General features: G+C 56.6%; 7 protein-coding genes. 4 read left to right on the plus strand and 3 right to left on the minus strand.

What is annotated here, in order from left to right:
* Positions 1–50: 50 nt before the first annotated feature.
* The 3 genes from BN2684_RS03185 to BN2684_RS03195 all read right to left on the minus strand — a co-directional run bounded on the left by BN2684_RS03185 (position 51) and on the right by BN2684_RS03195 (position 7638).
* Positions 51–5291, minus strand: coding sequence for an S-layer homology domain-containing protein (locus BN2684_RS03185; protein WP_159065754.1), 5241 nt, complete (start codon positions 5289–5291; stop codon positions 51–53).
* A 406-nt stretch (positions 5292–5697) separates the two neighbouring features.
* On the minus strand, positions 5698–6501 hold the full coding sequence (locus tag BN2684_RS03190; protein WP_058300732.1) for an AAC(3) family N-acetyltransferase: 804 nt from the start codon (positions 6499–6501) through the stop codon (positions 5698–5700).
* Positions 6502–6867: 366 nt separating this feature from the next.
* A complete protein-coding gene (locus BN2684_RS03195) occupies positions 6868–7638 on the minus strand; it encodes an AraC family transcriptional regulator (RefSeq protein ID WP_058300733.1) in 771 nt (256 codons plus the stop codon).
* A gap of 124 nt (positions 7639–7762) precedes the next feature.
* Between BN2684_RS03195 and BN2684_RS03200 the strand changes: the two genes are divergently transcribed.
* From BN2684_RS03200 to BN2684_RS03215, 4 genes are all read left to right on the plus strand, one after another.
* On the plus strand, positions 7763–10027 hold the full coding sequence (locus tag BN2684_RS03200; RefSeq protein ID WP_058300734.1) for an FAD-dependent oxidoreductase: 2265 nt from the start codon (positions 7763–7765) through the stop codon (positions 10025–10027).
* Positions 10028–10243: 216 nt separating this feature from the next.
* Entirely contained in the window at positions 10244–12589 is a 2346-nt protein-coding gene (locus BN2684_RS03205) for an S-layer homology domain-containing protein (RefSeq protein WP_058300735.1), read from the plus strand.
* A gap of 156 nt (positions 12590–12745) precedes the next feature.
* Positions 12746–13510, plus strand: coding sequence for an SDR family NAD(P)-dependent oxidoreductase (locus BN2684_RS03210; protein WP_058300736.1), 765 nt, complete (start codon positions 12746–12748; stop codon positions 13508–13510).
* A gap of 432 nt (positions 13511–13942) precedes the next feature.
* Complete coding sequence (locus BN2684_RS03215; protein ID WP_058300737.1) at positions 13943–15061, plus strand: IS110 family RNA-guided transposase; 1119 nt, start codon at positions 13943–13945, stop codon at positions 15059–15061.
* Positions 15062–15760 lie beyond the last annotated feature (699 nt).

Consider the following 15760-nt stretch of genomic DNA (forward strand, 5'->3'; position numbering starts at 1 on the left):
TTCAGCCGCGGGAGTCATCCCGCTTCTGAAGCCGCCTGATTTGCTTTCGTTTAGTTTTCGACTGCACCGCTATCGATCAGTCGGATGAGCAGCGTGGCCGCTTGAGCGCGCGTAACCTGCTCATCTGGGGCAAACCGGTTGCCGCCGATTCCATTCATGAGTCCGGCCTTCTGCACGGCCGCCACATGGGCTGCCGCCCAGGCCGGAATCTTCCCGGCATCCGCAAAGCTTGGTTTCAATCCGGCTTCCGGACTTAATCCCATTGCGCGGGAGATGAGCACGGCCAGCTCGGCTCGGGTCATCGTTCGGCTCGGGCCGAAGCTGCCATCCGTGTAGCCGCTCAGAATACCGGCTGCCGCTGCCTGTGCTGCAAACCCGCGGGCGTAGGCGGGAATGGAAGCCGCGTCCTTGAAGCTGTTGGGCGAACTGCTGTCATTCGTCCAGCCCAATGCACGGCCGAGCATGGTGACCAGTTCGGCCCGGCTCACACCGGCGTCAGGGCGGAACCTGCCATCCCCATCTCCGCTGACGATTCCGAGCTCCGCTGCGCGAGCGATAGCTTCGCTTGCCCAATGGCCCGCCTTCACGTCGTTGAATTCCGGCGCGGGGCTCGGAGATGGCGTCTCGCTCGGAGAAGGCGTCGCACTCGGAGAAGGCGTCGCACTCGGAGAAGGCGTCGCACTCGGAGAAGGCGTCGCACTCGGAGAAGGCGTCGCACTCGGAGAAGGCGTCTCGCTCGGGGACGGTGTCTCGCTTGGCGAAGGCGTCACGCTCGGAGAAGGCGTCGGTGTTACGGCTTCTCCTGCCGTCTTGAAGTTCCAAATATCCGAACGCACATATCCGCTGTTGTCGTCCTCGACAACGGCATACCATTGGTAGGTGCGATCGGCGCTTAGGCCGGTCCAGATGGCGCTGGCTTCGCCGCCGCTTGCGATGTTCGCGACTTCGCCGATGCGCGAGTTTGTATACACGCTTGCCTTCATGGAATCGGTTGCGACCCGTTTAACCATCGGAGTCAGATCCACGTTCAGGCTGAATTCATCCTTGCCGGGGTATTCGTCCGGCTTGTAGTAGTTGTATTCGTTGAGATAAGGCGAGAACGTCTTGATATTGATCTTGTTTTCCGCCAGGTTGAACTGCATCAAGCGGATGTAGCCAAGGCCGCCTTTCTCCGCTCCCTGATAATCGGCCAGCATCTGATAGACCTTGCGATCCGGCACGCCGTCTCCATTGTCGTCGATTTCATCGACGAGCGTCTCAGCGTCATGATAGTGGCCGGACAGGACGGCAAATACGTTTTTGTTGGTCTTCACCACATGCTCGTAGATTTCATCTGCGATCGGGGCACGGTTGCCCGAGACCAACAGATATTCATGGAAAGCAAGGATCGCCTTGCGCTCTGGATACTGCTTCAGCACATCGTCAACCCATTGAATCTGTTCCGTTCCGATGTTCCAGCCCATGTACACGATGATGAAATCATTGCCCCCGGCCGAGATCAGATCGTAATGGCCGCGGTTGTTCTGGTAGGAGCCGCCATAGTAGGACTTGTCCTTAAAGCGGTCTTCGCCATAATGCTTCCAGTATTCCGTATAGTCGGAATTCTGATGGCCGACGTCGTGGTTGCCTGCGAGCACACCGTAAGGCATTCCTCCGTCATCGAATACTTTCATCGCTTTCTGCGCATTTTCCCACTGAGTCACTTTACTTGCGTTGTCTACGATGTCGCCGGTATGAATGACATACTTGATGTTCATGGCATCCTTGTTATCCATGACCCATTTTGTATTGCCTTCATAGATTTCCGGCCAGCTCTCCGAATAATACTGGGTGTCGGACATCCAGACGAAGGAGAAGTCATAATCCTTGTCTCCCGCAGCTACCTCGTCCTGTACGAGGACGTTCACGATGCCGTTCAAGGAGTAGGCTCCTGCGGTTACCGAGGCTTGGAGCGTGAACGAGCTTTCATCGGCTGGAATGTGCTGAGCGAGGCGCTCCCACTTGTTATCTGCCAAATTCCAGGCATACAGCGATACTTTGCGTCCGGCTAGCGAGCTGCCCGTCCACTCCAGCTTGACCTCGTCCTTCGGCTGGACGGAAGCGTCGAGCTTGATCTCAAAGCGGTGATAAGGGAACGCATCGGTCGAATCGTTCACCAGCTTGTCGCCGTCGCCTGCGGCGATGGAGGCATACTCTTGCTGCGTCAGCTCGCGCTCGCCTTCCGGCTTCAGCACGGGTGGAGGCTCAATAGCGGCCTGCCCGGTGAAAGCCTTGAAGGATTCGGGATGAGCGGCGCTGTGCAGAAAGCCTTGATAGAAGCCGACTTTCATCGGATCGCCCGTAGGGTCGGTCACCCGCACGGTCAAAGCAGCAGTAGTTCCTTGAACCGTGGAACCTTGTGCAGGCGATACGAGCTCAGGCGCCAACGGATTTTCGTCCGGTACTTGGAAGTGGACGGTGCGCTCCGACTTGTTGCCGACATTGTCCTCGGCGGAGATGGCGAGTACATGTGTGCCTTCGCCGAGAGCTGCGCTAGTTGTAGCATACGGAATCTGCAGCGGCTTGCCGTCCAGGGTGGCGGAGACGGTGCCGGACTTGATGCCGGACAAGGCATCGCTGACCGTCGCATCCAGCGTGAACGCTCCGCGGTATTCCTTGCCATCCGCAACCGTCGGCTCAATGACCGGGGCGGTGTTGTCGATCATCACATCTGCGTTGATGGTGCCGGATGCACCTGTCACCGATACGCTGTGAGGTCCATCGGCAAGGGCGGTTGTGTCCCAGGCATAGGTGCGGGAGCGCAGTTGCTCTTGAAGCAGCGAGAACTTGAACTCGAGTCCGACATGCTTGCCGGCGGAATCGCCCATATCCAGAACCTTGCTGCGATCGGCGAACGCCGGATCGTAGATCTCCGTTCCGTCTGCGAGAATCAAGCGAACATTGCGGATCTGGAAGTCGTCCTTGTTCTCCTCGGGACGGTCGTCAAACGGTCCCGACTTGGAGCCGGAACGGATCCAGATGCCATTCTCGCCTGCCATCAACCGTTCGTCGTTGATCGGGAACAGCAGCGTTTTCCAGGAAGGAATCGGGTCCATGAACGTATACAGAATTTCGTCGCCGATCGTGACGGCGTTTTTGAAATAGTAATCCACTCCGCTCGCGTCGAAAGCGAGATAAGCGTCCTGCTCCAACGCCTGGTACGTTCCTTGTGTGAGAACAGTACCATCGATGGCTAACTGAAGCTGGCCAGGAAGCTCCTGCTCCGCTGTCCCTTTCAGTACGAAGGAGCCCCGGATAAACTGTCCGTCCTGTACGTTCAGGCGCAGCGGGGACTTGTCCCGGTTATCCTTCACCTCTACGCGAACGGCAGGAAGTTCGGTCCGGTTCTGTCCATCCGATACGACAGCCGAGTACTCCACATACTCTTTGCCGATCAGATCGGCGGCCGGAATCAGTTGGTGATAGAAGGTATCGTTGTAATCTTGAGTTAGGTAGATCTTCGTCGGTTCGGTTTGGCGATCCGTACGGTAGCTGAACTGAACGGATTTGATGCTCCGGTTGTCGGTAGCCTCGAGTCGGATCTCCAGATCCTTCGAAGGATCGGCGGTGACAGCGCCGGTATGGTCCGTCAAGACGGGCTTCTCTGTATCGTCCGACACGTGGACCGGCTGAGCGGGGAGCTGCCAAGCGTCTACACGGCCGGGAGTCGCGGCTTCCGTTCCGGGACGAACCTTGAGCATGTTCTTGCTGCCGTCCACCGGATACTGGTATTGGATGCCCATGTTCACCTTGACGTCATCCTTGATATAGGAGGCGACGGACACATCCACATGGGTGTTGGTGCCGACGACAAGTGCGCGCGGGGAGCCGTTTGCCATGCCGGCGCTGTTGATGCGGAACAGATTCTGTCCCTCAATCAACGCCGAACCGTAATTGGCATTAAAGTCGGCTGCTGTTGCGGCCGTGTTTTCCGCATTGATGACCCACAGCACGATGCTGCCCTTGGAAGGAATCAGGATCTCTTCCGGGTTCGTTGCCCAGGTGAGATCGGCGGAGGGGCCTTTGTCGGGGTAGCGGTAATACAGCTTGTAATCGCCAAAATTCAAGGTGCGATCCGTATTGTTGTAGATCTCGATGAACTCATACCCGTCGGAGCCACCGATATTGGTCGAGTCCGGCACGACTTCGGTTACGAGAAGCTCCGGCAGACGGTCGGTATCTACCTCACCCAGTTCAACCTGAACCGGATACGTGTCCGTCAAGGTGCGTCCGCCTTCGCTGTCCGCTTGGATATAGTACAGAAGCTGCGGTTCATTCAACGCGTCACCGGGAATCTCGACGGAGTAGCTCTTGCCGTCCGTCGTGACCATCGGTGCCTGTTGATAGACCGCTTGGCTGAGGCTGCGATAATAGACCGCTGCTGTGACGTTTGCGAGCGGTTGTCCGCTTCCATCCGTCAACTGGGCCGTGAGTTGCAGAGGCGTGCCTCCCGGTGCGGATTGAATCGGCGTATGGCCGATGACCGGTTTGTTAACCGCTGGAGCGGGGGGGACCAACTGCTCCGGCGTTATGGTGCCGGGAGTCGGGGCGCTCAGCACGGCCAGCTTGATTTCCTCCGGCAGACCGGAGGGCCGGTATTGGACTCCTTTATTGGCTCCGATGTCGCTGCCCAGATAGGAGGCCGAAGCGGTATCGACTCCGCCGCTTTTGAGCACGAGAGCGCGGTCGCCGCCGTTGGCGAAGCCCGGAAAGCTGTTTCCGCTAGCTGGCACCTGAACCAGTTGAGTATCCGTCAGGTTCACTTTATAGAAGGAGTTGAAGTCGGTGATCGACTTATTAGCGTTATTGTACCAGAATACCTTGGTTTCTCCGGGATTCAGGACGCTCTCCGCCGGAAGGGTGATCTTCACGTCCGGCTTGCCGCTGCCATCTGTATACCGATAATACACCGCATCGGTCACATTCTGGGATTCGCTGCTACCGTTATGCAGTTCAAAAAATTCGAAATTGTCCGTCCCAGTATTATCGGGAAGGATCTCCGTAATGATGACGGCTTGAGCCGGGGCGCCCGTTGCATTCACCTCAGCGGCAGAAACCTTTTGAGCCCCTGAAGGCAGCAGGCCGATCATCAGGCTTAACGCCAGGCTTCCCGCCAGCCATTTTTTCCAAGGCAGGCGGCGCAGCGACTTCCTGACCGCGGGTGCGGACGAATGGAGTGACAGGCGTTCCCGTTCGTCGTTGTCGTTCGTGCTTGGCGGCTGTTTGTGATCAAGCTGAGCCAATTTCTTCATCCTCCTCATTTTGCAGAATCCAGTCGTTTTCTCGACGGATTTCTACAGGTTTTCTACTAATCCGACACTCTTAACCTTATTTAGAATAAAGATAAAATGTTATCGTTCCGTAAGGATCATATGAAGAAAATGTAAAGGTCGGCTGAGTGAAGGAGGGACAAGCCTCGCGGGAATGGGTTCATGAAGCATAATTAGACGCGCAAAAAAGGCCATTCCCAGGTCTTTGAAGACGGGGAATAGCCTTTTCGGTTTCGACAGCCGGGCGCTTCTTCCAGCCTAATGCTCATGACATCGCGGCTGTTCGGCTTGATTCCTTTTCCATGTTGCCGCTTTCAATCGGTTATAGATGTCCGTCCCGCTTGTTCTTGAATGCGAGCCTTATCATCGGCTTGTGCCTCTTTCATCGTCAGATCCGATGCTTTTCCATCCATGCGGCGGCCCAGTCAACCAACTGAGGCTGCTCTAAGAGGCGGACTTCAGCATTTCCGACCCGGTGTACCTTCACACCCTTCTCTTTCTCATACTCGTCTCCCAATTGGACAAAATCGCCGTCATCCACAGCCAAGGTCGAATACGTCACCCACTCGCGGACTCCGTCCACTCGGATTGCGCTGCTCTCCTCCACCTCATGCTTCGCAGGATAATCGGCCCGGGTCTCAGCCAGATGCAGGGAGGTATTCTTGTCATAGCCTACGCCGATCAGCAGGACATGCCCATTCCGTTTGTACAATCGGTCCAATGGAGAACCCTCGCCAAAAATGTTGCGGAGATCATGGTTTTCCGTCAGATAGGCCGCATGCTTGCCCACGGCGGCGAAGGATCGAGCAGGGTGGTCGGAGCGCTTCGCTCCCGGCCATTTCCGCAGCATCTCGGCCATTACGCCCATGCCGATGGCGGGGGTTACCTCCTTGTCGTAAGCAGGCCAATGCTCGCGGAGGATCGGCCACCATTCCACCGGCTCCTCCCAATGTACACCCGTCGATGGGTCGAGATTTTTCCAGGTTTGAGAGGGCATCATCAAGGTTCCCTCTTCGCCTACGATCTCAAGAAGAGCCCGAATCAAGGTTTCGGCTCCTCCCACGACAAAGCCCAGCTTGCGGAGCGAGACGTGGACAATCAAGGTTTGCCCTTCCTTCAGCCCGCAGTCCTTCAACTGCCGGACCAGATCTTCTTGGGTTAAGATCGGCCTTGGTTCTTGCAGTTCGGTCACAGGAATACCTCCTTTGGAATAAAAAAACAACCCCGCAGAAAGCTGCGGGGTTGTCTCCGGCGATAACCGGAAAAGCATTGCCCTTCAATTGAATGGTTTCCTAGATTATACCACAGAAGGCAGGAGGTTCCCATCAAAATTTGGTGCCGGATGCTCTGCTTTTGAAATCCACGGACAGCTTTCATCACAACGGCGGAAGCCTGTAAGCTTCGGAGAACAACACCACATGACAGTCCGGCGGACTGCCGTACCTGTGAGATGTTCACCCATGAATGCGGGCAATGACGGTGAATGCGAGCGGCAAGATGAAGCGGTTGCGGGTATCGTGCATTAGCAGGAAAAGATGGCGGCAAAGGAGGCAAGAGGTCACAGCCGGTTCAGCCGGCGGAATTCGGAGGGGCTCACGCCCATTTCCCGAGTGAACACCCGGCTCAAATAAAAGCCATTCTCGTATCCGCACAGCTCCGCGATCTGCGAAAGCTTCAGGTCCGTCTCATTCAGCAGCGTGCAAGCTTTTCTCAGACGTAGCTTTTTCAAGTAGTGTGAGGGGGTCTCCTGGAACGCCTCTCGGAACCGGCGGGTGAATTGAACCGCGCTCAAGCCGAACTGTCCGGCGAGTTTCTGCAGCTGGGTCGCTTCTCCGAAGTGCCGTTCCATGTAATGAGCTGCTTCGGCCATCAGGAGATCGTCGCTCGGAAGTGCGCTCTGCTCGTCAAGGATGCGCTCCAAAGCATATAGGTGCAGAAGATCGGCTACGAGATGGGTTTTCCATTCCCAGGATCGGCTCCCGGGGGTGCTGCTATCGGCAAGCTGCCGCAGGTAGGCATAATCGGAAGCCAGTCGCTTCCGGTCGTTCAGCGTACCCTTGCCGGATGGCGGGGCCAGCTCGGGCGGGTCACCCGGTTCCAGATCAAACAGCAGGAAGTGAAAGGTGAGCGGCGTCACGACTTCCCTGGCAAAATCGACACCCGGGGGACAAACCACCAAATCGCCCTCCGCAGCGATTCCGCGCTTCTCTCCAATCGAATAGCGGAACTGACCGCTCTCCACTCCGAAGATCACCCAGGATTCGTAGCGATCGACGGGCATAGCGAATGCCGCTTTGCGCTGCCAATAGATGTGGCTTCTCAGTCTCATGACGGGCTCCATTCTTGAAATAAAGTATATGAATAATGATAGTTTAGTGCATTTTAAATGAAAATCATAATGATTATTATGAAATTATCGATATGGAAGCGATTTCGAAGGAGGATTCCTCGACATGAGGCTTGAACAAGTGGAATGCGATCTCACCGTCATTGGCGGAGGGCTTGCAGGCGTATGCGCCGCCATTGCGGCGGCGAGACAAGGACGAACCGTTGCGCTTGTGCAGAACCGACCGGTGCTTGGAGGCAATTCCAGCAGCGAGGTTCGAGTATGGGTTTGCGGCGCAACGGCGCACGGCTTGAACCGATATGCCCGGGAAACCGGCATTATGGGCGAGCTGTTCGTGGAGAATCAATACCGTAACCCCGAAGGCAACCCGTATCTGTGGGATTTGGTTGTGCTGGAAGCGGTGAACGCGGAGAAGAACATCACCCTTTATTTGAATACAGATGTGCACGAAGTGGAAGCTCAGGGCAGCAGGGAAGAACGTACGATCAAGTCCGTGACTGGCTGGATGATGGGGGCTGAACGCAGGATCACCTTTAAGAGCCCGATGTACATCGACTGTACGGGAGATGGGCTGATCGGATTTCTCGCCGGTGCGGACTTCATGATCGGGCGCGAAGCCCGCAGTCAATTTCAAGAGGAATGGGCACCTGAGGTGGCCGACGGCATCACGCTCGGCAGCACCATGCTGTTCTATACCAAGGACACCGGCAAGCCGGTCCGCTTCCTTCCGCCAAGCTTCTCCAAGGACATCACCGCGACCTCGATCCCAATCCGCCGCGTCATCCAAAGCGGAGACTCGGGCTGCCATTACTGGTGGATCGAATGGGGCGGAGAGCATGACACGGTTCATGACAACGAGATGATCCGCGACGAGCTGGCGTCGGTCATTTACGGGATATGGGACTACATCAAGAACTCGGGTCAGTTTGACGCGGACAATCTGACGCTAGAATGGGTCGGCTCTCTGCCGGGCAAAAGGGAATACCGCCGTTTCACCGGAGACTATGTGCTGAATCAGAACGATATCGTCGCCCAGCGCGAATTCGAGGATGGAGTCGCTTTCGGAGGCTGGTCCATCGACCTGCATCCGCCCCAAGGCATGTATGCCGAGGCGAGCGGCTCCAAGCATCTGCAGCCGGACGGTATCTATCACATCCCCTTCCGCTCGCTCTATTCCGCCAATGTATCTAACATGCTCATGGCCGGGCGCGACATCAGCGCCTCCCATGTCGCCTTCGGCACGACGCGCGTCATGGCTACCTGTGCCGCAATCGGAGAGGCCGCCGGCATTGGGGCCGCTCTTGCCATCCAATATGGGCTGACTCCCCGGCAGCTCTATCAGGAGAAGCTCGCCGAGCTGCGGCAGACGCTTCTAAGGGCGGACGCTTCGATCATCGGCCTGCGCAGCACCGACGAGCGGGACGCGGCCCGGCAAGCTAAGGTCACCGCTTCCAGTGTTCAGACCCGGCTCGCCGTGGAGCAGCCTGGAGATGCTTGTCCGCTCGCGGGCGACGTCGCCCTGCTTCTGCCGGTAAATCCGCGTCTCGACGGAATCGAATTTCTGCTCGACGCGGCGGTGGCGACAGAGCTCATCGTCGAGCTGTGGGACACCGGGCGCAAGGAAAACTATATTCCCCACGACCTTATTGGAGAACGGAAGGTGTCGGTTGCTGCCGGGAGCCGCCAATGGGTTGGCGTCGATATCCGCTGGGAGCCGGATGAACCGCAGAACGCTTTTGTAATCATCAAGGCCAATCCTTCTTTAAGCCTGTACCATTCGACAGAACCGCTCAGCGGTGTTCTGATTTTCTTTCGAAACGAAGATTCCGACAAAAATCCGGATCTGGGCGACTATTCCCCGGATCAGCTCGTCACTCGCTGGGGCATGCGCCGCATGGCGCGTCAGCCGTTCTGCTTCCGTACGGGCGAGCCTACCAACGCTTATCAGGCGGATCATGTGACAAACGGCTATCACCGACCCTATGGAGGTCCGCAGCAGTGGATGTCGCTTCCTATGAAGGAGGGGAAACCCGAGTGGCTGCGGCTGGACTGGGAGATGGAGCAAAGCTTGTCTGAAATCCACCTCACCTTCAATGACGACGTCAATGACGACTTGATCAACCTGCATCATCATGTCACCCCGTTTCGCATCATCCCGGAGCTTGTGAGCCGATACCGGCTGGAGTACCTGAATGGGAATGGCGAGTGGACGAAGGTCGTTCACGAGGCGGAAAACCGCAAGCGAAAGGTGATTCATCGGCTTGAGCAGCTGGTTAAGACAAAAGCCTTGCGGCTCTTGGTGGAGGCGACTTCCGGCAGCCGGACCAGCGAGGTTATCGAAATCCGGGCTTACGGACCGGATACCGATTGAACGAGTTTGTGGGCACCCGAGAGGGTGCCTTTTTGCATGGAGAGCTATCGCTTGTGCGCAAAAACGAACAAATTCGAGACAATTTTGCAAAATCAACAAAAAAGGAAGATTTCTCACAGGTTTGAGCGGTTGACTCTTGTAGAATGATGGTAGATTATGGTGCTGTCTCACGCAGCCGTGTCAGATAGGCACCGAACCAGGAGGATTTCGAAACCCATGAAGCAAGGCCGATTGATCAAACGTCTGTTGTCGCAGCTTCTCACCCTTGCCCTTGTCGTTACCGCCTTTGGCGGAGTTGCCGCAGCATACGGTCCGTCCCAGGAAGGAGTCGCTGCAGTTCATCCTCAAGCAGAGGAACAAGCGCCTGTGGACGATCCCTTGACGAGCCTCGATCTTTCAGCCGATATAAATACCCTAGCCGTAGGAGAAACCTTAGCCATAAAGCCGGAGACACTCTCCGCATCGGGAGCATCCGAAGAGATCGACCCCTTCTGGGTGGAGTGGTCATCGTCCGATTCGGCGGTCGCAGCTGTTGCGGCAGGGACCGTAACGGGGGTATCTCCCGGGATCTCTGTTATCACAGCCGTCTATCAAGGCTTGAGAGCTGATTATTCCGTTCATGTAGATTTGGCGGAGCCGGACGCTGCGGAAGCTCAGCTTCTTCAGGAGGCTTCTCAACGGTTAACCATTGGTTATGTTTCGGGCGACAGCGAAGCTGCTGTTACGCAGAATCTTCTGCTGCCCGATTCTCTAGATGAAGTATCGATCAAATGGTCGAGCAGTAATCCCACAGTTGTTACGGAAATGGGTCATGTCATCCGGCCTGCCTATCTCCTGGGCGATGCGCCCGTCACCTTGACCGCAGCTTTGAGCCTCGGGCAGAAAAAGCCGCTCCTTCGATCGTTTGCCGTGAACGTTCTCAAGCTGGAGGAGACGGATGCCGACCGGGTCGCGCAAGACAAGCAGGAGCTGGAGCTTGCCTTCGTCGAGTCGGATACGAGCCATTCGGTCACCCGTTCCTTTGGCCTCATCACCGAAGGAGCTCACGGGTCCGCGATCTTTTACCGGAGCAGCAATCCCGCTGTCGTGGCGGATGACGGAACGGTTACTCCTCCGAATGATGTTGATGTTACGGTCATCTTTACGGCGACGATCGCAAACAATCGGGCTATCGAGACGAAGGAATTTCTGCTGACGGTAAAAGCGGCGAATCCGGGAGTTCTTCACGTTGAGGAGCTCATGCCGAGCCGCGACCGCCTTGACGCTGCTGTGGGTAGCGGTCAAATTGCGATTGCGGTTGTTGCGCGGATGAGCAGCGGAGAATTTGTGGATGCCACCGATTTGGGTCTCTGGGAGAGCGGCAACGAATCCATAGTAACGGTGAGCCGCAAAGGAATCGTCAACTTTGTAGGCGAGGGGCAGAGCACCGTTCTGTTTACTTATGGAGGCGTTACGCTGACTACGGAGGTTCTTGTCCGAGGCGCCACGGTACCGAGTCCTGGCGGCGGATCAACCCCCACCCCAACAGACCCTGCCTCCACTCCGGCGGGCGGAACAGATTCGAACTCGTCGCCAAGCCCGACGCCGACGGTGAGCCCGGGCGCATCGCCTGGAGCAGGCCCAAGCCCGACGCCGACGGTGAGCCCGGGCACATCGCCTGGAGCAGGCCCGAGCCCGACGCCGACGGTGAGCCCGAGCGCCGCGCCTGGAGCGAGCGCCGCGCCTGGAGCAGGCCCGAGCCCGACGCCGACAGTGAGCCCGAGCGCGGCACCTGGAGCAGGCCCAAGCCCGACGCCAGCAGTGAGCCCGAGCGCCGCACCCGGCCCGGCTCCCGCGCCATATCCGGCCGCGCCGCTTCCTGGCATCGCTGTCCCGACGCCTTCGGCTCCGACATCCGTTTCGCCAGCTCCCGCCCCTACGGCTACGCCAACTGCACCGGGATTGCCCGCTTCTCTGAACGGGACGGTCGCCCGCGAGGATGCCATCCGGTCAGCCGTTCAATTATCAGCATCCGCACCCGAGCGACACTTCCGGGACGTTCCCGACACGCTGTGGAGCAGCAAAGCGATTCATACTGCCGCCCGGCTTGGCTTCGTGTCGGGTTACGAGGACGGAACCTTCCGGCCGGATGCTAGGGTGACGCGGGCCGAGTTCGCCCAGATGCTGATGAAGGCTTTTGCGCTTCCGTCTGCGGAGAAAGCAGCATTTCCCGATGTGCAGAAGCATTGGGCCAAATCCGCCATCGCATCTCTGTCTGCACATGGAATCTCGGGAGGCTACGGGGATGGAACCTTCCGTCCGGAGCAGCGAATTACCCGTGCGGAGATTGTCACCATGCTGGCGAGAGTGGCAACGGTTGAAGGAGTAGAGGCCACGCCGACTTTCATCGATGTAAACCGTCACTGGGCCGAAAAGGCGATCACGGCATTCGCCGGAGCGCAGATCGTGAACGGCAAAGGCGGGAACCGCTTCGAGCCGGATGCCCCTGCGACTCGCGCCGAAGCGGTCGTCATGCTGCTGCGCCTGCTGAACGTCAGCCTCGGCCTCACGCTGGAAATGTAGGTTATCTTCATAGACAGAGCCAGTCTTGATCCTTTGCGCGATCCGAGACTGGCTGTTCGCGTTGACGGGGAGCGGTCGGACGGCTATGATGGGGGCAACCTCAGCATTCGAGTCAATAAAGAATAACACTCCCTACGGAAAGCGGGCGATATCGCCATGAACAAGACGGCTCTCGTCACCGGAGCAACAAGCGGATTGGGCTTGGAATTCGTGAAGCTGCTGGCGAAGGATGGCTATACCCTCGTGCTGGTTGCGCGCAGCGAAGAGAAGCTGAAGCAGCTGCAAGCGAGCGGGCTTGGCGTCGAAAGCGTCATACTGGTCAAGGATTTGAGCCTTCCTCATGCCGCGAAGGAGGTCTTTGCGGAGCTGGTGCGACAGCAAATCGAGGTGGATGTCTTGATCAATAATGCCGGGTTCGGTTTGATGGGAGCCTTTGATGAACTGGAGCTCGATCAACAGATGGAGATGATCCAACTGAACATCGGGGCGCTCACGGAGCTCACCCGTCTGGTTCTCCCCGGCATGAAGAAACGGAACCGGGGCAGCATCCTCAATGTCGCCAGCATGGCGGCCTTCCTCCCCGGACCGCTGATGGCGGTCTATTATGCCTCGAAGGCGTATGTGCTGTCTTTCTCAGAGGCGCTGGCCGAGGAGCTTGCCGGTTCGGCTGTCACAGTGACGACGCTGTGCCCAGGACCGACGAAGACTCAATTCGGGGCGGCAGCCAACGCGGAAGGATCTCGGTTGTTCAAGAGAGCCATGTCAGCCGATCAAGTCGCTCGTCAAGGATACGCCGCGATGAAGACAGGCAAGCGCGTGATCATCACGGGAACCCTCAACCGGCTGAGCATCTTCGGAACGAAATTCATCCCGAGAAGCGCGGCCGCGAAATTCGCCAAGTCCCTCGCCAAGAAAAATTGATCAGGTAGATGGAACGCTGAAGACCCGAAAGTACCGGCATAAACGAAGAAGATACCCCAAAAGGTAACCTTGGAACACCCTTAGAACCCCCATAAGGTGATTTTTGGAGGGAAACCAAAGTAGCTAAGCGAGAACAAGCCGCTTAGCTACTTGGTTTTTGCATCAGCAGGTGCAGGCAGGGGAAAGTTCTCCGATCTCCAGGATTACGTCCGGTAAGCATGGAATCAGGAGCCGCTCAAGCTTCTGCTATTATCTGGCTGATATGATTGTAACGGAAGCAGTAGCCGCTAATTAGCTCCAAATGGTACTCTCATCCATCTAGCTATGATGAACGTAAAGGAAAACAGCACCTCCAAATTTGCTCGAATCGTAGGTTAAAATGGAGTTGTCCCCACCATTTCAGAGCTACAAGCAAAAGGAGATGCTGATACCATGAAGTTTACCACAAAATATATTGGTTTAGATGTCTCAAAAGAAAAAATAGCGGTGGCAATTGCAGATGCGGGAACAGAAGCCCCCCGTTATTACGGCACAATTTCGCATACCCCAGCTGCAATACGGAAGCTGCTTAAGGAGCTTGGGCCGGCGAATAGCTTGGCGTTCTGTTACGAAGCGGGACCCACCGGGTACGAAACCCATCGCTGGATTGAATCCATGGGTGCCAGCTGCACGGTTATTGCTCCCTCACTCATCCCCAAACGGGCAGGAGACCACGTTAAGACAGATCGCCGGGACGCCGAGCAACTGGCACGACTATTCCGCGCAGGGGAACTGACAGCCGTTCACGTGCCGACAAGAGAAGATGAAGCCTTACGTGACCTTGTCCGCACGCGCGAAGCAGCAAGGGAGGATATCCATCGTGCCAGGCAGCGCCTGTTGAAGTTTCTGCTTCGGCACCACATCCATCCGCCAGTTACCATCAAACGGAGGTGGACAAAAAAGTACCGCGAATGGCTGACTCAGCTCACGTTCGAGCATGAGGGAATGCAAGTTGCTTTTACGGAAATGCTCCATGCGATCGATGAAGTCGATCAGCGCATGGCCCGCTTGGAAAAAGCGCTGCTCGTACAAGCCACGAAGGGAGCGAAGGCTCCCGTCATTCAGGTCCTTCAATCTTTGCGCGGCGTCGCTCTTCTCACAGCCGTTACGATTGCGGCAGAGATCGGTTCCTTCGCTCGTTTTCGTTCCCCCGCCCAACTCATGGCTTACTTAGGATTGGTTCCTCGCGAGTATTCAACCGGACAGCGCACACGTCGAGGATCGATGACCAAAGCGGGCAATAGCCATTTGCGACGCGTCCTCATTGAAGCAGCATGGAGTTACCGCTATCGTCCCGCAGTAAAAGGGGAGCTTGAGAAACGCTTGGATGGGCTGTCGGGTGAAGTCCAAATGCTTTCATGGAAAGCACAGGAACGATTACATCGCAAATATCGGTACTTGGTGTTTGGCAAGAACAAGCAAAAAAATGTAGCGATCGGTGCGGTTGCGCGAGAACTGGTTGGGTTTGTATGGGCGGTTGCGCGGACGGTGGAACCATCGCCGACGGCTTAACCCTTAAGGGGAAACGCAGGGGACTCGCCCCCTGCACCCCCACACTCGCCGTGAGGCACCTCCAACAGCAAGCTGTTGGAAGGAACGACAGTGTTACCTGCAGAACAACCGCTTGTCAAGGAATCCACTTGACAAGCTCCCACTCGAGCATTAAGCCCAGGAGCAAATGAAAGGTTTCAGGAGAGAATTCGCGACTTCCGTTTGCACTAGACGAGTCATCGTCGAATGTGCGTTTCTAGCTAGCGTTTGCTCTCCCTGACGAAGGCATTACATGTGGTACCCAACCCACGGATAGCAGCGTGCCGACCGTCGCTCGCATATTTGCTCCTGCGCTTAGTGCTTAAGTTGAATAAATGCAAATGATGAAGGGCTTGACTAAAACGTTCATAGCAACGGAAATGGATGCAGCTATTGGACTTCCTTTGACGTGATGATCAGCGATTGGCTCCCATTTGTGGCGTGCTGTTCCGTTAGAATTTCAAACCCCTGCTTATTGGCGAAATAGCAGCGGTGGCCGCCATTAGAAAAAACAGCACCCGAGCAGCCTTGGAGTAACCCCTTGGATTTGCCATTGGAAAGCCCGACGATGTCTAGGTAGGCATTCCCCTTATCGATCAGTGGCTTTCGCACAACTAAAGGGGGCTCGGGAGGGAAGCAATCGATCCGAAAAGGGAGCGAATCAATCTGTTGACTCCCACC

The organism is Gorillibacterium timonense (assembly GCF_001457415.1).
GTDB lineage: Bacteria > Bacillota > Bacilli > Paenibacillales > NBRC-103111 > Gorillibacterium > Gorillibacterium timonense.